This window comes from Planctomycetota bacterium (assembly GCA_016207825.1).
Taxonomy (GTDB): Bacteria; Planctomycetota; MHYJ01; order JACQXL01; family JACQZI01; genus JACQZI01.
Genome location: JACQZI010000007.1, coordinates 298,346 through 324,696, shown reverse-complemented (window position 1 = coordinate 324,696; position 26,351 = coordinate 298,346). Strand labels below are relative to the sequence as shown.

General features: G+C 46.4%; 24 protein-coding genes. 13 read left to right on the top strand and 11 right to left on the bottom strand.

Annotated features, from left to right (window positions below):
- Positions 1-173 precede the first annotated feature (173 nt).
- The 3 genes from dprA to aroB all read right to left on the bottom strand — a co-directional run bounded on the left by dprA (position 174) and on the right by aroB (position 3,065).
- On the bottom strand, positions 174-1,286 hold the full coding sequence (gene dprA / locus HY811_03275) for a DNA-protecting protein DprA (protein MBI4833830.1): 1,113 nt from the start codon (positions 1,284-1,286) through the stop codon (positions 174-176).
- An 8-nt stretch (positions 1,287-1,294) separates the two neighbouring features.
- Positions 1,295-1,888: a SagB/ThcOx family dehydrogenase gene (locus HY811_03270; protein ID MBI4833829.1), complete on the bottom strand. Its 594-nt coding sequence runs from the start codon at positions 1,886-1,888 to the stop codon at positions 1,295-1,297.
- 100 nt (positions 1,889-1,988) lie between these two features.
- A complete protein-coding gene (aroB, locus tag HY811_03265) occupies positions 1,989-3,065 on the bottom strand; it encodes a 3-dehydroquinate synthase (GenBank protein MBI4833828.1) in 1,077 nt (358 codons plus the stop codon).
- A gap of 88 nt (positions 3,066-3,153) precedes the next feature.
- On the opposite strand from aroB, the gene surE reads away from it, so the two are divergent.
- On the top strand, positions 3,154-3,936 hold the full coding sequence (surE, locus tag HY811_03260) for a 5'/3'-nucleotidase SurE (GenBank protein ID MBI4833827.1): 783 nt from the start codon (positions 3,154-3,156) through the stop codon (positions 3,934-3,936).
- Between the two features lie 2 nt (positions 3,937-3,938).
- Here the strand turns inward: surE and HY811_03255 are convergent, their stop codons facing one another.
- The gene (locus tag HY811_03255; GenBank protein ID MBI4833826.1) at positions 3,939-6,134 is read right to left on the bottom strand and encodes a S41 family peptidase; all 2,196 of its coding nucleotides are present in this window, start codon (positions 6,132-6,134) and stop codon (positions 3,939-3,941) included.
- Positions 6,135-6,429: 295 nt separating this feature from the next.
- Between HY811_03255 and HY811_03250 the strand changes: the two genes are divergently transcribed.
- Positions 6,430-7,452, top strand: a complete 1,023-nt coding sequence (locus tag HY811_03250) for an HlyC/CorC family transporter (GenBank protein ID MBI4833825.1) — start codon at positions 6,430-6,432, stop codon at positions 7,450-7,452.
- A gap of 60 nt (positions 7,453-7,512) precedes the next feature.
- Here the strand turns inward: HY811_03250 and obgE are convergent, their stop codons facing one another.
- Positions 7,513-8,511 (bottom strand): GTPase ObgE, encoded by a 999-nt coding sequence (obgE, locus tag HY811_03245; protein MBI4833824.1) that lies wholly within the window; start codon positions 8,509-8,511, stop codon positions 7,513-7,515.
- Complete coding sequence (locus tag HY811_03240) at positions 8,511-9,227, bottom strand: polysaccharide biosynthesis/export family protein (protein MBI4833823.1); 717 nt, start codon at positions 9,225-9,227, stop codon at positions 8,511-8,513. Before HY811_03240 ends, obgE begins: the two co-directional genes overlap by 1 nt.
- Before the next feature lie 93 nt (positions 9,228-9,320).
- Between HY811_03240 and tilS the strand changes: the two genes are divergently transcribed.
- A complete protein-coding gene (gene tilS / locus HY811_03235; protein ID MBI4833822.1) occupies positions 9,321-10,844 on the top strand; it encodes a tRNA lysidine(34) synthetase TilS in 1,524 nt (507 codons plus the stop codon).
- A 4-nt stretch (positions 10,845-10,848) separates the two neighbouring features.
- On the opposite strand, the gene rpsP is transcribed toward tilS, so the two are convergent.
- A complete protein-coding gene (gene rpsP / locus HY811_03230) occupies positions 10,849-11,100 on the bottom strand; it encodes a 30S ribosomal protein S16 (protein MBI4833821.1) in 252 nt (83 codons plus the stop codon).
- Between the two features lie 155 nt (positions 11,101-11,255).
- On the opposite strand from rpsP, the gene lnt reads away from it, so the two are divergent.
- The 9 genes from lnt (at position 11,256) to fabF (ending at position 19,543) form a co-directional block, all read left to right on the top strand.
- Positions 11,256-12,860: an apolipoprotein N-acyltransferase gene (lnt, locus tag HY811_03225; GenBank protein ID MBI4833820.1), complete on the top strand. Its 1,605-nt coding sequence runs from the start codon at positions 11,256-11,258 to the stop codon at positions 12,858-12,860.
- A 63-nt stretch (positions 12,861-12,923) separates the two neighbouring features.
- The gene (locus tag HY811_03220) at positions 12,924-13,130 is read left to right on the top strand and encodes a transposase (protein ID MBI4833819.1); all 207 of its coding nucleotides are present in this window, start codon (positions 12,924-12,926) and stop codon (positions 13,128-13,130) included.
- A 167-nt stretch (positions 13,131-13,297) separates the two neighbouring features.
- Positions 13,298-13,582, top strand: coding sequence for a transposase (locus HY811_03215; protein ID MBI4833818.1), 285 nt, complete (start codon positions 13,298-13,300; stop codon positions 13,580-13,582).
- A gap of 273 nt (positions 13,583-13,855) precedes the next feature.
- On the top strand, positions 13,856-15,307 hold the full coding sequence (gene gcvPB / locus HY811_03210; GenBank protein ID MBI4833817.1) for an aminomethyl-transferring glycine dehydrogenase subunit GcvPB: 1,452 nt from the start codon (positions 13,856-13,858) through the stop codon (positions 15,305-15,307).
- Positions 15,308-15,375: 68 nt separating this feature from the next.
- A complete protein-coding gene (locus HY811_03205) occupies positions 15,376-15,747 on the top strand; it encodes a four helix bundle protein (GenBank protein MBI4833816.1) in 372 nt (123 codons plus the stop codon).
- Between the two features lie 67 nt (positions 15,748-15,814).
- Entirely contained in the window at positions 15,815-16,576 is a 762-nt protein-coding gene (locus HY811_03200) for an electron transfer flavoprotein subunit beta/FixA family protein (GenBank protein ID MBI4833815.1), read from the top strand.
- Positions 16,577-16,680: 104 nt separating this feature from the next.
- Positions 16,681-17,664, top strand: coding sequence for an electron transfer flavoprotein subunit alpha/FixB family protein (locus tag HY811_03195; protein ID MBI4833814.1), 984 nt, complete (start codon positions 16,681-16,683; stop codon positions 17,662-17,664).
- A 380-nt stretch (positions 17,665-18,044) separates the two neighbouring features.
- Positions 18,045-18,293: an acyl carrier protein gene (gene acpP, locus HY811_03190; GenBank protein MBI4833813.1), complete on the top strand. Its 249-nt coding sequence runs from the start codon at positions 18,045-18,047 to the stop codon at positions 18,291-18,293.
- On the top strand, positions 18,290-19,543 hold the full coding sequence (fabF, locus tag HY811_03185; protein ID MBI4833812.1) for a beta-ketoacyl-ACP synthase II: 1,254 nt from the start codon (positions 18,290-18,292) through the stop codon (positions 19,541-19,543). The genes acpP and fabF overlap by 4 nt, the downstream gene beginning before the upstream one ends.
- A gap of 7 nt (positions 19,544-19,550) precedes the next feature.
- On the opposite strand, the gene HY811_03180 is transcribed toward fabF, so the two are convergent.
- The 4 genes from HY811_03180 to HY811_03165 form a co-directional block, all read right to left on the bottom strand.
- Positions 19,551-20,570, bottom strand: coding sequence for a DUF3187 family protein (locus tag HY811_03180; protein MBI4833811.1), 1,020 nt, complete (start codon positions 20,568-20,570; stop codon positions 19,551-19,553).
- Positions 20,571-20,654: 84 nt separating this feature from the next.
- Positions 20,655-21,761, bottom strand: coding sequence for an LptF/LptG family permease (locus HY811_03175; protein ID MBI4833810.1), 1,107 nt, complete (start codon positions 21,759-21,761; stop codon positions 20,655-20,657).
- Positions 21,762-22,856, bottom strand: coding sequence for an LptF/LptG family permease (locus tag HY811_03170; GenBank protein ID MBI4833809.1), 1,095 nt, complete (start codon positions 22,854-22,856; stop codon positions 21,762-21,764).
- A 159-nt stretch (positions 22,857-23,015) separates the two neighbouring features.
- Positions 23,016-24,119: a DegT/DnrJ/EryC1/StrS family aminotransferase gene (locus HY811_03165; GenBank protein ID MBI4833808.1), complete on the bottom strand. Its 1,104-nt coding sequence runs from the start codon at positions 24,117-24,119 to the stop codon at positions 23,016-23,018.
- A 163-nt stretch (positions 24,120-24,282) separates the two neighbouring features.
- Here HY811_03165 and HY811_03160 point away from each other — a divergent pair, with 163 nt between their 5' ends.
- Positions 24,283-26,193, top strand: coding sequence for a polysaccharide biosynthesis tyrosine autokinase (locus tag HY811_03160; GenBank protein MBI4833807.1), 1,911 nt, complete (start codon positions 24,283-24,285; stop codon positions 26,191-26,193).
- The last annotated feature ends 158 nt before the right edge of the window (positions 26,194-26,351 follow it).

The following is a 26,351-nucleotide window of genomic DNA, read 5'->3' as shown; positions in this document are numbered from 1 at the left end:
TATTCTATACGCTGAGGAGGATATATTACAATGGTAAGGGGAATGCATTTATTGGGTATGGGGAGTTATTCGCTTGGGTATCCGGGCATCTTCGCTATGGAATACTGGGACTCTCTCTTGGGGAGGGTAGGGTTTTTAAAACGGCATTTTCCAAAAACGATTGCTCGTATCCCTTATAAATAGCAACTTATAAGACGTATAAAATTTTTACCGGGCATCTGTTTTACGCACCGCTTCAGTTCCAGTTCAAGCAAGGTGGCAGAAACAAGCGCCGGGGAGAGCTTGGATTCCTGCGATATCTCGTCAATGTGCTTGGGTTCGTCTTTGGAAAGGAGGTTGACAATGGTCTCTTCCCGGTAATTCAAACCCGTGGGTTTGGTCTTTGCGCTTTCCGCCTTTCTTTTAGTTTCTGATGCAGGCAAATTAAGTTCTTCGATTATATCATCCACGTTTTCAACCAGCTTAGCGCCCTGCTTGATTAGTTTATGGCATCCCTGGCTCATCGGGCTATCCACCTTTCCGGGCAGGGCAAATATTTCCCTGCCCTGGTCCAGCGCCATATCCACCGTGATAAGGGCACCGCTTTTCAAAGGCGCTTCGACCACCAGAATCCCAAGGGATAGTCCGCTGATAATGCGGTTGCGGACCGGGAAATTACGGCTGTCCGGCGGGGTATCCAAGGGCAGTTCAGAAATAACCGCCCCGTTTTCCGTAATTTTTTCGGCAAGCTTCTTGTTTTCCGCCGGGTATAGATTATTTATTCCGCTTCCTAAAACGGCTATCGTCCTGCCTTTCGCCCTGACCGCGCCCATATGGGCATGGGTATCTATCCCGCGCGCCAAGCCGCTCACCACGCAAATCCCTCGGATTGCCAAATCGTATGATAATTGTTCAGACTGTCGCCTGCCGTAAAGAGACGCCCGGCGCGAGCCGATGACCGCGACAGAAAGCGTATCCGATTCCTTCAGCTCGCCTTTGACATACAAGACAAGAGGATAATCGCAAATGGTCTTTAGGTTTTGCGGATATTCGTCATCAAGATATGTTATTATTTTTACGCCTGCTTTTCGCGCCTCTTCCAACTCTTTGGCGCCTCTTTTTTCCCGCGCGGAGAGCGTTATTTCTCGCGAGAGCTCCTCGCCGATTCCCGGGATGCACATTAATTTATCCGGGCTTGCTTTCAGGACGTTCTCAATACTCCCGAAATGATGCAACAATTTATCGTAGCGCACCGAGCCGATTCCGCGCGCGCCGGTCAAAGTCAGCAACGATTCCAGCTTATCCATTTACTGATTTATTTTTTGGGGTGACCCACGGGAATAATATAAACGGGGTATTCGTTATCCGGCAGATTGAGAAGCGCCTTCACCTGGTCATCCTGAAAAGCGCCGACCGGGACAGAGCCAAGCTCTAGGGCGACCGCCTGGAGGTGGATATTCTGCGCGATATGGCCGGCTTCGATATCGACATAACGCTGGGCACGGTCCCTGTATTTGCCGGAGCATTTCTTGTAATCGCCGCTGATAATAATGCTTAAAGGAGCGCTCTTTACGCAGCCCTGGCCCAGGCATGCCTTAGACAATTCTTCACGATTATCACCCGCTTCGATAAGTTTTAGTGAATGCGAAACCAGATTATATTTGTATATCCCGTCTTTGGTCACGGCGTATAGTTCCACGGGATAAATCGCGCCGGCCGAGGGTGCGGTGCGGTTTGCCCTTGTTTCAACGGGCGCGCTTAGGCCGTCTGCCGCCCAGAGAATCTGGCCTATTTGTGTGTCAGTCAATGCCTCATCTTTGAAAGTCCGCACCGAACGGCGCAGGGACAGTGTTTCCTCCAGGGACAGTTTGCCCTTTTTCACAGGGGCAGGCAGTTTGATTTCTTTCATATCTTTTTCCTTCTCTTTATCTTGACCGATGCCATAATCATAAAAGCCAAGCATAATCAATCCGATAACGACAATCAACGTAACCATAAAAGCTTTCATGTCACCCCTCCTTTATAGATGATTTTATAACGTCCTCTTTTATCCCGTCCACGACGATTGCTTTTCCAAGACGTTCCAAAAGGACAAACCTCGTTTTCCCCAAAAGCATTTTCTTATCAAACCTGAGGGCTTTAATTATAGCGGGCGCTTTCAGGCTTTTCTTTAATATAACAGGCAATCCGTAAAGTTTCAATAAATCCTGCTGTTTTCGGATAACTAACAGGGAAGCTAATTTCATCCGGGATGCGATGCGCGCGGCGCACATCATCCCCAAGGCGATGGCTTCCCCGTGCCGGTATTCCCCGTGATGCTCAATCGCATGGCCGATGGTATGCCCGTAATTAAGAATCATCCTGAGATTCTTTTCCTTTTCGTCTTTCATGACGATTCCGGCTTTGAGTTCCACTGTCTGCTTAATCATCTCCGCCAAGGGGGATATTTCCTGCGATAATATCTCCGAACGGTGTTTTTCCAAGAATCCGGCAAGGCGGGGGCTTCTTATCAAGGCGATTTTAATGACCTCAGCCATTCCGTTTAAAAACTCGCGTCCAGGAAGTGTTTTAAGCAAGGACGGGTCGATTATCACCAGGCGCGGCTGGTAGAACGAGCCTATCAGGTTTTTTCCTTCAGGCAGGTTTATGGCAACTTTCCCGCCGACACCGGAATCTACCTGGGCAAGTAGCGAGGACGGCACCTGGATAAAATCTATTCCGCGCATGAAGGTCGAGGCAACAAAACCGGCGATATCGCCGATGACCCCGCCGCCAAAGCCGATTACCGCGGAAGAACGGTCTAAACGCGCCGACAAAAGCTTGTGGTATATTTTCTCGACAGTCTTGAGTGACTTGGTTTTTTCTCCGGGGGGAAGCGTTATGAGATTCACGGAAAAACCGGCGCGCTCAAGAGAATGCCTTATCTTTTTCCCGTAGAGCCTGCCGATATTGCTATCCGTAACAACCGCGAGACGGCATCTGCGCGCAAGGGGACGCCTCAATAACATGCCCGCTTGCTCCACTAAACCTTCTCCGATAAAAACCGGGTATGTTTTTTCCCCAAGCCGGACGATGATTTTATTCATAAAGATAACTATAAAAAAAACAGGGTGATAATTCAAGCAATTAATTAACTTGATTTTAGGTTTTCCTTAAGTATAATCCTTATATTCTATGGATATATTGCTCACGAATGACGACAGCATTGAAAATAACGGGTTAAGCGCTCTTTACAAGGAGTTGCGGAAACTGGGAAGGGTAACGGTCGTTTCGCCGTTCAGCCAGCAAAGCGGGGTCGGGCACGGGATTACCATTTTCAAGCCGCTTTTCATCCGGAAAGTTTATGACTATCTTTCCTGCAACGCCTGTTTGTACGCGGTCGAAGGCACGCCGGCTGACTGTATAAAATTAGGCATTGTTGAGATATTAAAAAAGCGGCCAGACATCGTGGTTTCCGGGATAAACGACGGGGCGAACGTGGGGATAGACGTATTTTATTCCGGTACGGTGGCGGCGGCGATCGAAGGCGCTTTCTGGGGAATTCCTTCTTTTGCCGTTTCCCGGGAAAAACCCGAAAACCACTCCAACCCGGATTTCTCCGATACCGCTAAACTAGCCGTAACAATCATAAAAGATATCATCCGCGGAAAAATACGGGGCACAAACGGAATAGTTTATAACATCAACATCCCCTGCTGCTCACCCAGGCAAATGAAAGGGGTTAAACACACCCGCCAGGGAACCGAGTATTTGCCGGACCAGTTCGTTTCCGGGACAGACCCGAGGGGCAGGAATTATTATTGGATGAAAAGCGGGCTGAAGAAATTCCGGCATAAGAGACCCGTAAAAATAACGGCAAAAGCCGTCTCCGACATCAGCGCGGTGAAAAAGAAATATATTTCAATAACGCCGCTGGTAACAAACCTTACCGACTGGCATGCCTTCGATAATTATTAGGATTATTTCGGCGTTTCTTTAGGAGGCATTTCCGATTTATCAAATTTATGCGCCAGATTTTTGTAGTTTTTTATCGTTTCCGGAGCGATTTTCAATGCGTTTAATGCCTCAATGATTGACCGCTGGAGCTGGACATCCTCTTCCAGGTTAACGATAAATTCTTCCCCGCGGTCATCCGAAACCTGTTTCCGGACGTAATCCCAAACTATGCCCCTTACATCATCCTTGGAAAGGTGGATATTCAGTTTTTCGTTAAGAGAATTGTATAGCTCATTAAAATCGGGATAGAGGTTGTAATCAAGACTATCATCTTCCGCCAAACGGGTGAAAAGCTCTTTGTTTTTCCCGTAATTGTTTTCGACGTATTTTGTGACAATATCCGATTCCATCACTTTATTAAAAGCAAAATCCTTCCAGGGGTCGCGCTCGGGCTGGGCTATTTCTATATCGGGAGACAAGCCGCCTTCGCCGTTAATTTCCTTATGGATACACCTGCCTGAAGGCAGGTAATATTTGGCGATAGTTATGCGGAAAACGGTCTTCCCATTAGTGCTTTTTAACGGCCATAAATTCTGAACGCTCCCCTTGCCGAAGGTTTTCCCTCCGACCAGTTTACCTTTGCCGTAATCCTGCAATACCCCGGCCAGTATTTCCGAAGCGCTGGCCGAACCGTCGTTCACTAAAACAAAAACAGGCAAATCTATCTTATTATCATCTAAGGTCACATAAGGCTCACCCAGCAGGTTACCGTCTTTGTCCTTGGTCGTTAATATGACCTTGCCTTTCTCGATGAACATATCTACAATCTCGCAAACGGCACTTAAAAGCCCGCCTGAGTTAAAACGGAGGTCGATGATAATCGCCTTGACATTCGCCTTTTTAAGTTTTTCCAGGTTTTCCCAAACCTCTTTCGCCGTGTTCTGCCCGAAGGTAAGGATGGAAAGAAAACCGATATCTCCCGGCAATATCACGCTGCGGGCGGTATCAATCTGGATAATCGCCCTGGTTAACTGATATTCCTTTTCCTTCGGCCATCCTTTGCGGTAAACCTTAATATTCACTTTGGTTCCTGGTTCGCCCTTAAGGTTCTTAATAAGCTCTTCTATACTTTTCCCCCTGGTTGATACGCCTTCAACTTCTGTTATTTTATCGAGCGAACGCAAATTCGCCTTGTAAGCGGGTCCGGAATATATCGGTCTTTCAATGGTGAGGAAATCATCCCGCATGCTGACGTATGCCCCGATGCCGCCGTATCTCTTATTGAGGTCTTCTTCGGCCAATTTTTTCTCCTCTTCGTCCTGATAGCCGGAGAACTTATCCAGGCTGCCGGCAATCCCTTTGGCCGCCTCAGTAATCAATTTATCAACATCAAATCTTTTTGGATCGACGTAATACTGCTTGATAATATTAAGCATCTCATCAAGAATACTATAATCGTATTTATTCTGGACAGCTGATTTCCGGTTATAATCCTTGTAAAGCTGGTAATAATCGAGAAACGCCTGTGCGAGCCTGCCGTTTTGTCCCGGTTCTTTGGCCAATTCTTTTATGATATCGCGGACTTCTTCAAAAGAGCCCAGTTCAGCCAGCGTTAAGGCGGCTTCGGCGCGCAGGCCCGGATATTTCAGTTCGCCTTTCGCGTTTTTGGCTTCGCCCGCTTTTACGAGGTCTTTTATTTCGCTTATTCCCCGGATGTGACCTTTGCCTTTGGTGTAATATAAAGCGCGGCTCAAGTTTAAGCGAACCTCCGGCTCCAATACGATATCCAATAATTGCTGGATTGACTCCGCAACATTATTTTTATCGCCGTATCCGGTATCATCCTTAATGGAAGTCCCCAGAATCTCCGAGGCAACCCTTTTGATTTCCTTGGATTTTTCCTCTTTTAAGAGGGAAAGCAGGGTAACAACGCTCTCCGGCTTACCGTCGAGCTCGTAAATAATCTTGGCGCAGGCCAGCCGGATAAAAGGATTGGTGTTTTGCAATCCTGATTCAACCGCCGGTTTTATATCAGTGCCTAAGCTTTCTATTTCGGACACCTTGCCCCAGAAGGCTTCACCCTCATATTTAGGCAGGTTTTCCAGCAAATCCTTTACCTGGGAGGCGTTTTCTGTCTGGGTATATGAAAAAGGCACCATGGTAAACAAGAAACAAACTAACAGCGCCAAAGACCAGATGGTTATCTTTTTCTGCAACATAATAATCAACTCCTTCTTACAATTAAGAACCTCAAACTATTTATTTTATGTGTTATAAGACAAATTGTCAAGAGAAATACCCCAAGAACAATAATACTACGTAAAACAGCCTGCGTTTGTTTGGGAAAATCGGAATATTTTTTATTCCCTTTAATTGAATCTTTAACCGATATTTTGTAATATGGCTTGAACGCTTCGCAAGAAGTTAATGAAAATCAGGTCCTAATAAGCGTCGTAGCGTGACAAGAAATTTTACGGTGAAGGAGGATCCGCCACCTGCGGAAAGGAGTTTTATATGATTGATTTACCAACCTGGTCGTTAATAATCAGCATTGTTTTACTGCTTTTCTTAAGCGGGTTCTTTTCAGCCAGCGAGCTGGCGTTGTTTTCCTTCCGTAAAACACGCCTGGTCATGCTGGTCAAACAGGGAAATAAAAAAGCACAGCGGCTTAACCATATCATGCAAAAACCGGAATCCATCCTTTCCACCATACTGGTCGGTAACAATATCATCAACACAGCTTCCGCCGTCCTGGCAACAATCCTGGCAGTCAGGCTCTTCCCGGAGCACGGCTACCTGATTGCGCTGTTCGGAATGGCGTTCCTGACCATCCAGTTCGGGGAAGTCCTGCCCAAAGCATTAGCCAGCCAGTTCTGGGAAAAAACGGCGTTTTCCGCGGTTAATCCGTTAAGGGTTTTCAGCACCCTCTTTTATCCGTTTGTCAAGTTCTTTTCGCTGACAACCAGGTTTTTCGCCTTCCTCCTGGGCATAAAGATTAAATACAGGAAGCCGTTTATAACCAAAGACGAACTGCGTTACACCGTCGAAATGGCAAAAGATGCCGGACACCTTAAGGATGACGAAACCCTGATACTGCAAAATATCTTTAAGTTTACCGACCAGACGGTTGCGGATGTAATGCTCCCGAAAGAAAAAGTGGATGTTTTGAATATAGACGCCTCCCAGGAAGAAATCCTGACGATGATTACGAATAAACATCACACGCGCATCCCGGTTTACCAGGGAAAACCGGATAACATCATCGGCATTTTATATACCAAGGAATACCTTAACGTAATCTGCCACGGCGATACCGGTTTGATTATCTTGCATGACCTGATAAGGAAACCCTATGTCGTTTCTGATACGGCTAAAACAAGCGAAATACTGAAAGTCATGCAGAAAAGCCACATTCACCTGGCCATCGTCAAGGATAGGGCGGATAAGTTCATCGGTGTAATTACGATTGAAGATATACTGGAAGAAATCGTCGGCGATATCTGGGATGAGCATGACGAACTGCCGGATAAAATCTAATCTTCCCCTTCCTCTTTGTTTCTCCCTACATCACGCCGGGAGATTAAGCGGGAGTCACTTTTAGAAAGAGTCTTCGTCTTCTTCATTCAGGCGTTTGAATATCGCCCGGAGCATCTTTTCCAAACCGGCCTTTTTGAGAGCGGAAATGGGTAAAACATCTGCTTTGAATTTTCCGGAGTATTTCTTGTAGTTTTTCTCGCCATCCGGCAAATCTATCTTGTTTGCAATTATGACCTCCGGCTTTTTAGCCAAGACAGCGCTATAAGCGTTAAGCTCTTTCCTGATGGTCTTATAAGCGGCCAAAGGCGAACCATCTTGGGAGAAATCAATCACATGCGCTAGAAGGCGTGTGCGTTCGATATGCCGCAGGAATTTATCTCCCAAGCCTTTGCCCTGGTGTGCGCCTTCAATCAATCCCGGCAAATCCGCCGCGACGATGGTGTGGTAGTCTGGCCCGCGCACGATTCCCAAACTCGGCTCCAAAGTGGTAAAAGGATAGTCCGCCACCTTGGGCTGGGCGGAAGAAATACGCCTCAAAAGCATTGATTTCCCGGCATTCGGCAGTCCGATTAATCCGACATCGGCAATCAGTTTCAGTTCCAGATGGATTTTCTTTTCCTCTCCGTCCTCCCCGGACTGTGCAAACCGGGGCGTCTGCCTGGTCGGCGTGGCGTAGGTGCTGTTTCCCCGGCCGCCTTTGCCTCCTTTGGCAATGATGCTGCTGTCCCCCTTTTCTTTAAGGTCTTTGATGATATTATGATTAACCGAATCGGAAATAACCGTTCCGAGCGGGACTTCTATGATTGCATCGCGTCCGTTTTTGCCGAAACAATTATTGCCCCTCCCCGGAGCGCCGTTCTGCGCAAAATACCGCGGTGAATGCGTCAGGTGATATAATGTATTAAGGTGCGGACTGGTTCGGATGATAACATCGCCCCCTTTGCCGCCGTTGCCGCCATCCGGGCCGCCTTTGGGCATGAATTTTTCCCTGTGGAAGCTTATGCATCCGTTTCCGCCGTCGCCTCCCTTGACGTGAATCGTTACTTCATCCTTAAACATCAGCGCCTTTTGAAATAATCAACCGCAATAACTGTGGTTGCTGTTGTGTAAATCGGACCGATATATTCCGAAATAAATTTGCCTACATCCGATATGACCGTTGAAGGAATATAAACAATATCTTTGGGGTATAAAACGACATTCCCGCGCGTATTGCCCCGCATGATTTCCTTCATGTTTACTAAAATAACATCCGGTTCTTTGGCGACGGTTCCGCGGATGATAAAAACATTGCTTATCTTGGCGGCTTTTGTCCATCCGCCGGCTTGTGATACTAAATCAACCAAAGACAAAGTCCCGGAAATAGTATAAACACCCGGCCTGGACACCTCGCCAAGTGCAAAAACCTTTTCCTCGGCGAATTTCTTGACGACCAGCGAAATATCCGGGGAAACCAGGTATTCGGCATATTTACGGGTAAGTTCGTCATCGAGCTCTTCAAGCGTTTTTCCTTCAGCCAGCGTTTCACCGATTAAAGGCAGCGAAATCTTGCCGTCCGGACGAACCGTTACATCGCGCGATAAATCCTCATTCTTCCAGACAAACACTTCAATCACATCGTTTGCGCTGATTTTATATTCTATCCGCTGTTTCACCTCTTCCGGGCTATACGCCTGCGGACGCACATTCGGCGGGTAGGCGGCTGGACCGGTTTCACACCCTGCCAATAATACTGCAAACAGGGTTATTCCGAATAGGTATTTAAGGTAAAACATAAATCTCTACCAAATAAATTGCCGTTTCAGGAGACATTTGTTACGCTATCTTTATTATCGTCTTTATATTATGTTAGTTAAAGATAATTATATATGAACCTTTCACCGATGATTGTGCACAAAGCATATAAATGGATTTCCGCTGAAAGCGGATCCGCCTTTGGCGGAAAAGGACGCCTGTTAAACAAGGGAGAAAGCATCTTGATCGGCGTTTCCGGCGGCGCTGATTCAATCGCCTTAAGCCTTATCCTAAAAGAAATAAGCGAGCGGTTTAAGCAAAACTGGCGCATCGCCCTGGCGCACCTGAATCATGGTATCCGGGGGCGCGAGGCACTCCGTGACGAGAAATTCGTCCGTTCATTCGCCCGCAGGCATAAATTCACTCTTTACACCAAACGCATATCAATACCATCTATGATGAAAAAACGCTCGTTTCCCCGCTCATCCCGCCAAGGCGGGATTATTAATAGGGAATCCCATGCCAAAGGTACGGGAGAAGCGCTTGCGAGGCAGGAACGTTACCGTTTCCTTGAAACCACCGCCCGCAAAACAAATACATCTAAAGTAGCGGTAGCTCATAACCTCGGCGACCAGGCGGAAACGGTTATCATGAGAATCCTTGAAGGCACAGGTCTGCGCGGGTTAAGAGGCACACTGTCCTCCCGGCCGATTCATACAAACTCCAAAATAACATTAATCCGCCCGTTATTGACCATTGAACGGAATGAAATCATTGCCTATCTCAAAGAAAAACAAGAACCTTATTGCATGGATTCTACCAACTTAAACCGTCAAATCATGAGGAATAAAATCCGGCTCGAACTTTTGCCGCTCCTTAAAAAATACAATAAGGATATCACCAAACACCTGGCGCGCCTTGGGCATTCCGCGCAGGACGCCTATGATTACCTTGAAGCCGCCGCCCGGAAAGAGCTGAAAGACCTCAAGGGGAATTCTGTTTCTATTGCCCGCCTAAAAGAACTCCATCCGGCACTTAGAGAAATGGTTTTGATTGCCCTAGCGGAAAAATCAGGCGCTGCTCCCCTGCGCCTGAGCCATTCACATTATTCCGCCCTGGCGGAACTTATCGATAATCCCTCATCCGGAAAGGAAATTATCCTACCCGGCAACCTTATTATTCGCCGGCGTTATGATTACCTTAGCTTTATTAAAAATCCGGTTAAAGAAGAAACTCTTGAGACGATCCAGCCGCTTACCCTCAAAGTACCAGGCGAAACTGTCGCAAAAGTTTACGGATTACGTATCAAAACCTCTTTCTTAAAACCCATTAAAAGTCCAAAGAAATCCTGTCCCGTGGCCTTTAGTAAAGCCGAAGGAATGGAAGAACTGTTTGATTATGACAAGCTAAAGCATCCGCTCTCCCTGCGTTTCCGCGCGCCCGGCGATAAATTCCGCCCCCTAGGAATGAAAGGCTCAATGAGTCTTAAAAAGTTCTTTATCAATTACAAGGTCACGCGTGAAATGCGCCAAAGGATTCCCTTAATCACCTGCGGGAACGAGATTATTTGGGCAGTCGGTTACCGCATGGGAGAAGATGTGAAAATCACCAACCGCACGGAAAAGATACTGAAGATAATGTGCCGAATGATGCCGTGATTGTTTATTTTAAAGCTATCTTCGCTTTTTTGAAGATAATCTTAAGGGCCTCAGTAGGTTGTGCGCCGTTTTTTACCCAATAAAGCAGACGGTCTTTGTTTATCTTGACCTTCTTGGCTTCTTCTTCTTTTGGATTGTAATCGCCGAGCCTTTCCAGGTATTTGCCATCCCTTTTGGTTTTCTTGTCCAACACGACGATTCTGAATAACGGGATATTCTTACGCCCGATTCTGGTTAATCTGATACGAACAGTCATTTTTAATCCTCCAAATCATTCTTGAATCACCTGTTCGGCAATCTGCCGAAGAGGCAGAAAAACCATATCTTATAAATATTCCCGATAAAGTCAAACATATTCCGCTATCTTTATTTTCTTGAAGAAACCGGCATTAGATAGTATCTTGGTATTTTATGGAAGATAAAGCGCAAGAAATGGCGCCTAAACACATAGTTAAAGAACATAAGAAAAGTACACCCACGCTTCCCTATCTAGTATACCGTACAAGATGGTTCAGGTATGTGCTATCAGTTTTATCCGGCATCCTGCTTTTCATTTCCTTTCCGCCGTTATCATACGGCCTTGTCGGCTGGGTTGCCTTGGTGCCCCTGCTTATTGCAGTTTACAGTTCGCCCACCCCGCGTATCGCCGCATTTTGCGGGCTTATAAGCGGGGTAGTTTTTTATTCCGTTTCACTATCGTTCCTTATCAACGCCCTCGGCTTTATGGGTTTCTTGGTCTCCAATATCTTTTCCGTTTACTTGGCGCTTTTCTCAGCCTCCGCGTGGGCGACGGCAAGCCGCATAGGCCTCGGTAAATCCTTTTTCCTCTTGCCCATTTTTTGGACCGGGATAGAACACTTCCGCTCGGAAACATATTTCCTCAAATTCCCCTGGCTGGCACTTGGCTATTCGCAATCTCCGCACCTGGCACTTATCCAGTTCTGCGATACCCTCGGCGTTTACGGGCTCTCGTTTATCATCGTCACGGTCAATGCCTTGGCCGCCTGGTTCGTCCTAGAATGGCTCCGTAAAAAGAAAATTACTTTTTTCCCTCTTGTCACGGGACTTCTTGTAATTTGTTTCCTATTTATTTACGGGGTAACCCGCCCGGATTACCTGCCGCGCTACCAAAGGCACTACGGTGACAGCCTGCCTACCCCGACGTCCGTCGTGACGCAAACAAACACGGCAGACAGGCCCATTGAAGAAAAATATATCCCGGTGGCAGTGGTCCAGGACTGGAGCGACTCGATTAACCAACTTTTAAGCGTCACCGGCCAATCCGTGCATAGCACCAAAGAAACCCTGGCTGTCTGGCCGGAAGCCTACCTGGACGACGCCCTGAACAATACGGAAAAGCGCGGACTTCTGGAGGCGCTCGTCAGGGATAAAAAACTGTATCTGGTCTTCGGCAACCGCGAGCCGGTTCACGGAGAAATATTGCAGTGGCACAACTACGCGGTCCTGATGGGCCCGAACGGCGCGGTCATCGGCAAATACGCCAAGCGCATTCCGGTGCAGGGTATAGAAAGCCTTGTGAAACCCGGAGATAAATGGGGCATCTTTGATACGCCTCTGGGTCGGATAGGCATATTCATCTGCTACGAAGGCGGCTTTACAAAAATAGCCCGCTGGATTGCCGGCGTGCGCGGCGCCGAGATACTGATACTGCCCACCCTGGAAACCGCCGGCTGGGGCGGCTGGTCACACCAGATACACGCCGCGATGATTCCATTCCGGGCAATCGAAACCCGCCGCGCCATATTGAGAAGCGCCGCGTTGGGATACTCCATGATTATCCATCCATCGGGCAGGGTAGAAGGCCGGCTGGGTTATCTTGCTTCGGGAGTATTGCGGGGAGAAGTCCCTATGGAAAGCAAGGTCACGTTTTACGTCGATTACGGGTACCAGTTCCCGATATTATGCATGTGGCTTTACACGGCGTTTCTGGCGGCGTGGATAGGATTAAGTATTTTTAGTTCACTTAATAAACTACTGCCGCCAGCCAATTATTAGAAGCGGTTTCACAAGTCATATTCATAACTGATTACCGATAACTACTCATAGGAGGTGAAAGCTATGAGTAGGGCAATATATTTAACAGATAAACAATGGGTGGCAACAAAGCCATTACTACCTAAATTAAAGAGTAAAGGGCGCCCATGTAAAAATAACAGGGAGGTTTTAGAAGGAATATTATGGGTTTTAAGAACCGGGGCCAGGTGGAAGGATTTACCCGATAAATATCCTAGTCCGAGCACCTGTTGGCGCCGGTTAAAACTATGAGAAGAAAGGGTGTCTGGTTAAAGATCTGGCGTAGTTTCATAAAATAAGCTGGATAAAAAATCCCAAATTGATTGGAGCGAATGCTTTATGGATGGCAGTTTTATTCCTGCTAAAAAAGGGGGGTGCCGAAATCGGCAAAACCAAGCGTGGCAAGGGTTCGAAGCCTTATGGTGGTGGCGGACGGCAAAGGTATTCCTTTGGGGGTGTCCGTGCACTCTGCCTCGCCACATGAAGTAAAACTGGCCAATAAAACGATAGAAAAAGTGGGCAAAAAGCCGAAGTGTTTGGTTTGTGATAAGGCGTATGATTCGAAGAAATTGCGTAGTGAATGGAAGGAACAAGGAATAGAGCTGATAGCTCCACATAGAAATAACAGAAGAAAAAAGATCCAAGATGGGAGGAAATTGAGGAGGTATAAACGCAGATGGAAAATAGAACGGTCTATTGCATGACTGGGAAATTATCGGAGATTGGTTACTAGATGGGGCAGAAATATTATAATTTATCAGGCGTTTTTTCATATTGCTTGTGCTTTAATTACTTATAATAACTTATGAAACCGCTTCTGGTTTTTATCAGAAAATCATTAAGGCCGGAAATTACTTCACAGATTATTTTATTTCTTAAAACTAATTTGTTTTTTTTTGGTTTAGCTTAATCAGCTTGTTGTTTTTTCTTGACCGTTTCGTTGTTAGTTATAATAATACTGAATCCTATTGATTGCTATGTCCAAACTTATCTTTGAAGAATCGCGCAAAGGAAGCTGTGGTTGCATTATTCCCGCCAATGATATCCACGATAAAGAGACGGCTAAATTAATCCCTGCCAAATACCTGCGCCTACATGACGCGGCGCTCCCGGAAGTGAATGAAATCACAATCGTCCGCCATTATACCAACCTTTCCAAACGAAATGTCGGGGTGGATGATTCCTTCTACCCGCTGGGCTCCTGCACGATGAAATATAATCCCAAGATAAACGAGAGCATTGCCGCCATGGACGGCTTCGCCAAGATGCACCCCTACCAGGACGGGGCGGCTTCCCAGGGGATGCTCGAACTTATGTTTGAACTGGGCGAATACCTTAAAGAAATCGCCGGAATGGATTCTATTACACTCCAGCCGGCCGCCGGCGCGCACGGTGAATTCACCGGAATAAAACTCATCCGCGCCTACCTAAAGGATAAGGGCAATCCCCGGAAATACATCCTGATACCGGATTCCGCACACGGGACGAATCCGGCCAGCGTGGCTTTCTGCGGTTACAGCCCCATCGAGATAAAATCCAATAGCGACGGCAATGTCGACCTCGCAGACCTTAAATCCAAGCTCACGCCCGACGTCGCGGCAATGATGCTGACCATCCCGAATACGCTGGGCTTATTCGATAACCAGATAAAGGAAATCGCCGAGCTCCTCCACAAGAACGGCTCGTTTTTATATATGGACGGGGCAAACCTGAACGCGCTGATGGGCATCATGAAGCCGTCCGAAGCCGGGGTGGACGTCTTACATATAAATCTTCATAAAACATTCGCCACTCCGCACGGCGGCGGCGGACCGGGCGCGGGACCGGTTGCCTGCGTCGAAAAGCTTGCCCCCTTCCTCCCGATTCCGGTAATAAATAAAGATAAAAATGTATTCTCTCTCGATTACGACCGGCCGAAATCCATGGGACGGGTGAGGGCTTTTTACGGGAATATCGCGGTCCTGGTCAAGGCATACGTCTATATCAGGATACTGGGGCCGGAGGGAATAAAGCGGGTGAGCGAGATTGCCGTCCTTAACGCCAATTACGTCATGGCGCACCTCAAGAAATATTATCCGGTTGCCTACGAGCGCGCCTGCATGCACGAATGCGTCCTGACGGGCGAGGAGCACCACAAGAAATACGGCATCCGGACATTGGATATCGCCAAGCGATTACTCGATTACGGGTTCCATCCGCCGACCATCTATTTCCCGCTGATTGTCCACGAAGCGCTGATGATAGAACCGACCGAGACGGAATCCAAGCAGACGCTGGACCGGTTTATCGAGGTGATGATAAAGATAGATGAGGAAGCCCAAAAAGACCCGGAGGCGGTGAAATCCGCCCCGCATTTCTGCTCGGTGAAACGGCTGGATGAAGTCGCCGCAGCCCGTAATTTAACATTACGCTGGAAGGGTAAAATATAAAATATTAAATATTAAAAATCAAAAATACAGATTAAAGTTTTAAAATAGGGTAAATACAATAAACCCGGATGGAAGACAACAAATCACGGTTTAAGGATGATTTTAAAAAGAGATTATACAGCTTTACTTTAAAGATGATAGAATTTATCGATAAACTGCCTAAAGACAATGTTTCCAGGAGAATCGGCGACCAGTTGCTTAGAAGCGGGACCAGCGTTATCGGCAATTATATCGAAGGGCAATCCGCGAGCAGCCGCAAGGATTTTACCAATTTCTTTAACATTGCCCTTAAATCAGCCAATGAGAGCAAACTATGGTTCGCTTTGCTGAGAGACATCAACAGGACATCGGCTGAAGATGTTAAATGGTTTTTGGCGGAACTGCATGAAATTAGCAATATATTCGGTTCAAGCATTCTAACGCTGAGGGGACGAAAGTAATTTTAATATTTGCTATTTATTTTTGATATTTGATTTTTGATATTTACTCTTACATTGGGGGTGTTAAATGAAGATTGCTGTATGCATCAGAAGAGTTCCGTCAACCGAGACCACGGTCAAGGTTGCCGCGGACGGCAAGACACTTGACCCGGCAGGCGTGGAATATATCGTCAGCCCCTTTGACGAAATCGCGCTGGAAGAGGGCCTAAGGGTCAAGGAAAAACTCGGGGCGGAAGGCAACGAGGTGATTGCCGTAACCGTCGGCCCGGCCGAGGCCGCCACGACATTAAGGACGTGTTTGGCAATGGGCGCGGATAAAGCCATACTCTTGAAAGACGACAAGCTTTACCAAAGAGCCCCATATGAAATCGCCCAGGGCTTGAGCGCGGCATTGAAAGAGCTTGCGCCGGACATCATATTTTTCGGCAAGCAGGCGGTGGATGACGACAACTCCCAGGTACCCACGATAACCGCCCAGCTTTTGAACCTGCCCTTTGTCGGATTAATCGTAAAGTTAGATTTAGCAGGTAAAACCGCGACGGTTCAGCGCGAGATAGACGGCGGGAAGGAAGTCTTAGAGGTGGTCCTGCCGGCGGTCTTTAGCGCGCAGAAGGGCCTGAACGAGCCGCGGTATCCTTCGCTAAAAGGAATCATGGCGGCAAAGAAGAAACCGATGGAGGAAAAAGCCGCCAATATCACAGCGAACACACTGGAAGTTTTAAAGATGGAATACCCGCCCAGCCGCCCGCCCGGAAAGATTGTCGGCAAAGGCGTTGAGGCGGTTCCGGAACTGGTAAAGTTATTGAAGGAAGAGGCTAAAATAATCTAAACACGAATTACACGAACAGAACGAATGTTCACGAATAACATACTGATTTTATTCGTTTAATTCGAAACAATTCGTCTTATTCGTGTTAAATGGAGGAATAAATTATGCCCAATCCGATATTAGTATTCGTGGAAAACAAAGACGGCACACTTAAAAAGGGAGCGATAGAAGCCTTATCCGAAGCGAAGAGGCTGTCCGACGCCTTAAAATCCGAGGTCGTCGCGTTAGTGATCGGAAATAACCTTGGCTCTGCCGCCAAGGAACCGGCTTTTTACGGAGCCACTAAAGTGCTGACCGTGGAAGGTGCCGCTTTCGGGCATTACACGACCGCGCCTTACACTAAGGCAATGGTTGCAGCCTTCAACAAAGTGAAACCTGACGCGATATTATTCCCGGCCACCCTGAACGGTAAAGACCTGGCCGGAAGCGTTGCCGGAGCATTGGGAACAAGCGCCCTGCAGGATGTCATCTCCATAAACGCGGATGGCGGTACCCTTACGGCAAGACGTCCGGTTTACGCCGGCAAGGCAATCATCACGGTAAAAGCGTTAAAGGCGCCATCAATAATATCATTAAGGCCAAAGATGTTTACAGCCGCCAAATCCGACCAATCCAAACAGTCACAAGTTGAGAAACTGGATGTGGCGATTGACGCTAACGACCAGCGGGTCAAGGTGAAGGAAGTGCTTAAAGCGGCCACGGCAAAGATAGAGCTGACCGAGGCGGATATCATTGTTTCCGGCGGGCGCGGGATGAAAGGGCCGGAGCATTATAAGATAATCGAAGAACTCGCGGCGATATTGAAAGCGGCGGTGGGCGCCTCGCGCGCGGCGGTGGATGCCGGCTGGCGTCCTCATGAAGACCAGGTGGGCCAGACCGGAAAGACCGTCTGCCCGACGATGTATGTCGCCTGCGGGATTTCCGGGGCGATACAGCATTTGGCGGGAATGTCCTCATCCAAGTGCATCGTGGCGATAAACAAAGACCCGGAAGCGCCGATATTCAAGGTGGCCAATTACGGCATCGTGGGGGATTTATTCGAAGTGGTGCCGGCATTAGCCAATGAGCTGAAGAAAAACCAGGGGTAACCCAACCCCCTTTTTCCCTATTCCTACGGGGCACCCCGTCCCGAAATGCTTCGGGACGGGGGACTCCCCGAAATCGGACCCAGCGAAAGGGAATCAAGTTTCATTTATAATATTAAAATAATTTTTAAGAATTTCGTATTTTCTTGCCTTAAATTCCGATATTCTTATAATACCCCCATACGCGGACGCCCGGAAACGAAGCGGGTCGGGCAATCCAAACATGGGTAAAACAACTTTCCCGGATTCATCGTCCGGAAAGATTAGAATATATAAAACCAGGGATTTAAAAATATATCCCGACCCCGCTCCACGGGATCCCGATAATCGGGACCTTCGGCAGAATGGGATAATATTCGGGAAATTGAAGGAGGAGATAGAATATGCCGACAACACAGGAAATACAGGATAAGGTGATAGAAATAGTCTGCAAACAGCTTGGCGTGGACAAGGCCAAGGTTTCCGTGGAGACATCATTCGTCAACGATTTAGGCGCGGATTCGCTGGATACGGTGGAACTGGTCATGGAAATGGAAGACGCGTTCGGGCTTTCCATCCCTGATGAAGACGCCGAGAAAATCCAGACCGTCAACGACGCCATCACTTATATAGAAAAGGCTTTGAAGAAATGAACTGTCCAGCCAAAAGACGCGTGGTCATCACCGGCTTGGGAGCGATTACTCCACTCGGGCACAACCCGGAAGATTACTGGCAGGCATTGCTTGCCGGCAAAAGCGGCGCGGCGCGGATTACCGCCTTTGACACAACCGGCTATGACGTGACCATCGGCGCGGAGGTGAAAAACTTCCAGCCCGGGCAATGGATGGATGAACGAGAAGCCCGCCGTATGGACCGTTTTTCCCAATTCGGCATGGCGTCAGCCGCCCAGGCAGTCAAAGAGGGCAATATAGATTTCACCAAGCTTGATCCCAAAAAGTGCGGGGTAATCATGGGCTCCGGTATCGGCGGATTTATCGAATACGAGGAACAGCACAATAAGCTCCTGCAAAAGGGGCCGACCCGGGTATCGCCTTTCTTTATTCCAAAGCTCATGATAAACGCCGTTTGCGGACAGATTGCCATTTATTATAAGCTCAACGGGCCGAACTTCATGGTTTCTTCGGCCTGCGCATCGGCAAACCACGCGATGGGAATCGCCTTAAGGACGATACAACACGGCGAAGCGGATTTAGTCATCACCGGCGGGACGGAATCCGCCGTGACGGTCATGGGGTTATCCGGTTTTGCCGCGCTTAAAGCCCTTTCCAACCGCAACAACGAACCGGAAAAAGCCAGCCGCCCGTTTGACAAGGACCGGAACGGATTCGTCCTGGGCGAAGGCTGCGGTGTTTTGATATTTGAAGAACTCGAACACGCTAAAAAGCGTAACGCTAAAATATACGCGGAGGTTTTAGGATTCGGGATGAATGATGACGGCAACCACATCACCGCGCCGGACCCGGCAGGCATCAAGCCGGCCGAGGCAATGCGGTTGGCCATGGAAGACGCGGGGGTGAAACCGGAAGATGTCAATTACGTCAACGCGCACGGAACATCCACGGAGCTGAATGATTTGACGGAAACCAAGGCGATTAAAATAGCTTTCGGCGAACACGCCAGGAAGCTTGCCATAAGCTCAACCAAATCCATGACCGGACATTTGCTGGGCGCAGCCGGAGCGGTGGAACTGATTGCCTGCGTAATGTCAATACGCGATAATAAGGTCCATCCAACTATCAACTATGAAACACCCGACCCGAATTGCGACCTGGATTATGTTCCGAACAAGGCAAGGGCGATGCAGGTAAATGTCGCCATCTCCAACACTTTCGGCTTCGGCGGGCACAACGCTACGATGGTCGTGGGCAAATACAAGCCATAGAAGGCAATCAAAACCTGGAAAGCAACCCGAAATGAAAACCTATATCCGGGCTGTTATCAAAGTTTATCAGGTTTTCCAATACGCCGAATTCCAAGAGATGCCTGGACGAAACCTGATATTTCATGCCGAATGTAATTTCGTGAGATGTATCCGAAAAGTCATAGAAATATTTTGCTCCACCAGTATTGGCTAAATATTGCGTTATCAGCGAAGCCTTGCGCGCTATACGGTATTCACCAGCCACCCAGAAAGAATTCTGCCCGCGGCGTAGTTCAATCCCTCCCATTGTTTCTTCCCCATAATAACTGTAGCCGAGCCCTCCATATAAATTAAATCCACTCCATTGTTTGGAAACCGAAAAAGACAATCCGGCATCAACCCCGTGGCCGCTTAAGGGCAGCCTGGTATTCCCGGTAGGCAACTTAACAGAAAGCGAGACGGCACAAGCGGGAGCCATGATATTGCCGCAGGTAAGTTTGTATTTAGCACAACATATTATATCATCAATGGTTAATGTCTTGTTCGTTTCGGTAAAGTAGGTATTGTCTGTTTTATTCAGCAATTCAATCTTGACCCTATTACGCGGGTAATCGGTGCGTTTGTGTTGCCCGATATTTAAAATATTATGTGTATTCTCAGCCAATCCGTCCATGATTCCCCCGGTGACACAAGTAACCGGAATTTCTACGCCTATCTGCCAACGGTCAGTTAAACCATAATTAAACTCGGTCAACAAACGGATTATTTCGGCATCAACAATAAATCTGTTTTCCTTAATCATCCATAGGTTTGACCAGGTTATAGTAGTAAGTATTTCTTTTCGCCCTCTTAATAAAGTAGAAGGACTGTCCGGCCGAATAGGAATGCGAAGTAATTGCAAAGGCGATTGGCTGGATAAGTTCAGCGGCCCATAACCGACATTATCAGAGCAAAAGGGATATTGGTTATTATCAACATCCTCAGCATAAAGTGCCGGGAATATAATCAGAAGAAGAAATATTACGAGACAGATATAACTTTTTATCATGCGTTTTCCATATTTATTTCAGTCCCAGGACTAAAAAACAGCTTTCAGTAAAACAATAAATTAATCCATCTGAAAGATCCTAATTTATGTATGAACCCTTTTCATAAAAACCAATCCGATAGTCCCGAAAATAACCAATGGAAGAGTCACGGCAAACGGGGCCGGGAGTATCCCTTTATTTCCCAAGTTAATGAAAAAGAACTGCGTTACAAAAAAGGCAATGCTGACAACCAAGCATATGCCGATACCGGTAAATAAATTGCGTGATTCTCCCAGCAAGAGGAAGGGAATTCCGGCAAAGACCAGGATAAAAAGAGAAAACGGAATGACAAATTTATTATATAACTGTATCTTCAAGTGCACCTGATGCGGATATTGCAGGATGCGGGACGACAAATCGTAAACGCCCATATAGGAAAGCGATTTTTCCGAACGTTCCAGGTCAGTCGGAGTAAGGCTTGTTTGCAGGTAATAGCCTTCTTCCCCAAAACGTTTTATCTGCCGCGCCCCGTTTACCGGGTTATAAGTGTATTCCACCCCGTTATAAACAACCCATCCCGGTCCGGTAACACTTATCGAACTCATATTTGGAATTATCTCCGGATACCAGATGCCGTATTCCGCAGAAAGGGTCGAATTAAACGCCTTTGATTGATTAAAATTCACCATGTTTATATTAGTCATCTTCTTATGGGTATAGTCATAACGTTCAATAAGTAAGCTGTTTCTTGAATCATCTTGGGTAAGAATATAACGCTCGGCACCTTCAAACCTTAGTATCTTATCCGTATGTGATATTTCACTCTCTAAAAGGGGAATAATCATTTCATTTATAAGAAATGTTACCACAACCATAATTAATGCAATCGTAAGAATGGGCGAAATAATCCGGCGCATGCTTATCCCAGAAAAGAGCATAGGGATAAATTCATTCGTTTTTATAAAACGGCTGACTGTAATCATTGCGGTCGCTAGGATGATAATCGGCAAAAGGTCGACCAGGTAAATGGGAAAGCGATAAATGTAGTACTTAAAAATAAGCGCCAAAGCCGAAGCCTGGTTTGTTTCCATGAACGGGGTAAGCTTGGTGAAAAAATCGATTACCAGATATAACCCCAAGAGAATAAAGGTGATAATCAGCATGGAGAAAAGGAAGTACCTGATAATATACGCATCAATCTTTTTTATCATTTATTTGCGCAGTATAATATAAGTTAAAACAGCGGCCCCCGCAAGAATCACGGCATTGGGAAGCCACACGGCAAATTGGGGCATAATAAAATTCTTTTCGCCTAAACGCGTAAAAAGGATGGTTAAAGGATAATAACCCGCAAAAACAATCAGGGCGCTTATACCAAGCCCTGCTACTTTACTTCCTTTGTGGACAATGATCCCGACAGGCATGCCGATTAAAAGGAAAAGCAAGGGAGTAAAACCAAAGGCAAAACGACGGTGTTTTTCCACGAGTATTTCGCTCATCCTGAATCTTTCAGTCTGATTTTTCTCTATCAGCTTGTCCAATTCATTAAGGCTCATCGCGGAGAGGTTTTTCGATTTAGGCAAAAGCCTTCTGGAAAGGTCAAGCACACTCTGCATAGAACCGAGATTAGGCAAAACACGAGGTTCCTTTTTCCCTTTTTCCCCTTCCCAGATTATTTCCGTTACTTTTTTCAGGGAAAGTATCATTTGAGAAGTTTCCTCGTCAAAATCAAGTTTCCCCTCTTCAGCTTTAATATGTTCATAAAGATTACCGTTTTTATCCAATTGTGCAATGGAAACGTCATAGAGCGTATTATCTTTTATATCGTTGTAATAAATCTGGTATTTCTGGGATAATTTAAGGCTGCGATTGATAAGGCTGGGAGAAACAATATTATTCTTAATGGTATCCACGGTAACTATACGAGTCCCGTTTAATGCGCTGGGTATGACATGTATATTAAACCAAACAATTAACATGCTTAAAAGCAAGCCAAAGAAAACCACGGGCCAGATTATCCTGCCCAGGAAAATCCCGCTACTGCGGATAGCCATTATTTCATTATCTTCGGATAGCCTGCCGAAGACAAATACACTGGCAATCATAATAGCGAGTGGAATAATAAATCCTAAAACCTGCGGGATGAAATAAGGCAAGATATCTGCTAAAAACTCCGCGCCGACCGCTTCATATTGTTTGTAAAACTTGAAAAAAGGGCCCGTAATAATAATTATAGCGAATAGCACGATGAGAATAAGCAAAAAAGCCTTGACAACTTCTTTGGCAATATATTTTTGCAGAATCATACGATGGTCTTTATCAAGAAATCCGGCAAGAAATCATTACATACATAAACTTCAATGTGATTTTTCCCTACTCCGCTTTGCGGGATAGGGACTCCCTATTATCGGTGTCCCCGAATCCCGCAAGGCGGGAGGAGCGGGGTAGTGGTTAGGACCATAGTCCTAACCATAAAACTCCTTGACCGAGTCAACAACCCATTTTATCTGTTCGAGGGAAAGCTCCGGATACATAGGCAGGCTCAAGGTGTTTTCCGCATAATATTCGGCATTGGGGCAATCTCCCTTGTGATACCCCAAATGTTTGTAGCAAGGCTGGAGATGAACCGGAATCGGGTAATGCATGCCTGAGGCGATTTCGCGCTTCTTAAGGAAGTCCGCTAGTTTATTCCTGTTTTCTGCAAGCACGACATACAAGTGATAAATATGGTCGCCTTTTTCGGGATTCGGAAGAACCACCGGTGATGATGCACCAAAAAGCTCATAGTATATTTTTCCGTTCCTGCGGCGTTTATCGTTCCATTCATCGAGATATTTAAGCTTAATCCGCAACACTGCCGCATGTAGATTATCCAAACGGCTGTTGAATCCCATAACGGAATGTTCGTTTTTAATCTTTTGCCCGTAATTACGCAGAAGACGCGCTTTTTCGGCAAGTTCGGGGCTGTTTGTAATAATCATTCCGCCATCTCCGTAAGCCCCGAGGTTCTTGGCCGGATAAAAGCTGAAGCAGGCCAAATCGCTTAAAGAACCGACTTTATTTTTACCGTCAAAATATGCACCATGCGCCTGGGCGGCGTCTTCAATTACCCGCAATTTATGCTTCGCGGCGATTTCTTTTATTTCAGCCACTTGAGCTGGCTGCCCGCAAAGGTGCACCGGAATAATCGCCTTGGTGTTTTTAGTAATTAATTTAAATAGGTGTTTTGGATCAAGGTTATAAGTTTTGCGATCTATATCCGCCAAAACCGGTTTGGCGCCAGTTTGGGAAATGGCAATGGCAGTAGCAATAAAAGTATTAGCCGCAGTAATAACCTCATCTCCTTTCCCTATATCGCAGGCTAAAAGGGCCAGGTATAAAGCATCTGTCCCGGAAGCCACGCCAATGCCGTACTTCACGCCGCTATAGGCGGCAAATTCGGACTCAAATTGCTCGAGGTCTTTCCCCAGGATAAAATCGCCCCGTGAGATAATATCGGTGATTTTGGCGGCGATTTCGCTTTTAATGGATTCATACTGGGCGGTTAAGTCGACAAACGGGACTTTCATATTCGTCAATTATAACATCCTTAACCGGTGTGTCAAAATAATATTCTGCATTTTTGCCGTCTAACGCATTAGCGGTATTTCCGCATCGGGCTAATGCCGATAATAGGAATAGAATATTGCCTTATAAGGTTGAATTTGTTATAACATTAAACGTCCGTATTATATGCGTCAATACGAATTGAGTCTGCAAGATTACTGGCGGGTTATCCGTAAAAGGCGTTATATTATCTTCATTGTTTTCATCGCCGTTATCGTTCCCACTTTTATTTACACGAGATTCCAATCCGTCGTTTACCAGGCAGAATCGCAAGTGGCGATAACAGAAAGAAAAACAGGCGGAAATGTCCTCCTGGAATGGTTTTATTATACGCCGGGCGACCCGATGAAAAGTTACGCTGAAGCGATAAAAAGCCAGGAAGTAATGAAACGCGCCGGTGTCAAGCTGTCCCTTATCCCCCCTGAAACCATTGAACAGGAAAAAATGTCTGCTGATGAGATTAAAACCGTCCTTACCATTCAGTCAACAATTTCCACTAAGGTCGTAGAAGGAACAAACAAGATAATCATTTATGCTACTTCATCTAATCAGGATAATGCGCGTCTTTATACCAATGCAGTAGCTCATGCCTTTGTCGAATACAACCTGGCGGAAAAAACAAAAGAAGCCCGGACTGTGCGTAACTTTATCGAAAACCAGGTTAAGGAAACCGAAACGAAATTAAGGGAGTCTGAAGTGTCCCTTCAAAAATTCAGGGAAAAGTACCAAGCAGCCGATATCGCCGGGCCCACTTATAACAGGCTGGAAGATTTAAAGAAAGAACGAAATGAATTATTAAAAAAATATACCACAAAACATCCTGATGTCATTTACATCGATAAACAAATTAAGATGCTGGTCAGCGAGTTAGGCAAATATTCGCAGGACCAGATTACTTTTTCCCAGTTAAACAGGGACGTTACCGTATACACCACGCTTTACAACGATTTGAAATCCAGGTTGGCCAACGCGATGATCGAAGCGGAAAAAACGGCTGATGTCAGCGTGGTTAACGAAGCGAACGCAGCCGTGCCATTAGGAAGTAGGCAAAACTTGAATTTAATAATTGGAATAATTTTGGGGATTATTCTGGGGTTGGCGCTGGCTTTTATCGTGGAACAACTGGATACTTCATTGGGAACTATAGAAGAAATAGAAACACTTCTTAAATTACCTGTTTTGGGGGTAATCCCTTATTTAGCTAAAGAGAAGGAAAAAACCTCGCCTTTTTCCGGATTGTTGGGGAGCAAAACGGAAAAAGACTCCTCCCGAAGCGAAAGCATCAGGTCGCAAATGATTTTAAACTACAGCACCCTCTCGCCTATCACGGAAGCTTATCGCATTTTGCGGACCAATGTGATCAAAAACGGGGAACCTACTGAAGAGGGAAAAATTATTATAATAAGTTCTACCGGTCCGGAAGAAGGAAAAACAATAACTTCGATTAACCTGGCAATTACTATGGCGGAGAAAGGGGAAAAAGTCCTCCTGATTGATATTGATATGCGCAAAGGATTAATCCATAAAGTATTTTCACTTAATAAGGAGCCCGGATTAAGCGAGGTTTTAATGGGCAAACAACGCCTTAATGCCGTCATCCGCGATATTACGGATACTTTACTCGGCGGGCTTTCTTATGATGTTATCACAAATACCCCCGGTATTGATAACCTGCATATCATGACAACCGGAGCAATGGCAAGCCATCCGACCGAATTAATCAGCACCTCTGACAGCGACGTTTTGCTAAAAGAGTTAAAAATGAAGTATGATTATATCATATTGGATTGCGCGCCGATATTACCGGTGACGGACGTCCTTATTTTAGGGCACAAGGCGGATTTTGTCATCATGGTATACCGGGCGGGCAAAACGGCCAAAAGCGCATTAGTCAGGGCGGTTGACCAGCTCAAAAACGCGAATATCCCGATAAAAGGAGTTGTCTTAAACTACATTTCACCTGAGATAGATATCTCACCGAATTATTACTACCATACCTACAAATATTATCCTACTGAACAGACGGCAAAAGAATAGTCTTTACCGGCTAAAGCCTCGGAAGTTATTTATATTGACTTGATAAAATAAAGTTGGTAGATTTATTTTCCCGAGAGCCAAAGGGCGGTTAGCTCAGTTTTCGCCAGAGGCGGATCCGCCTTCGGCGGAGGTTTAAAAATACCCGGGTAGTAATTATA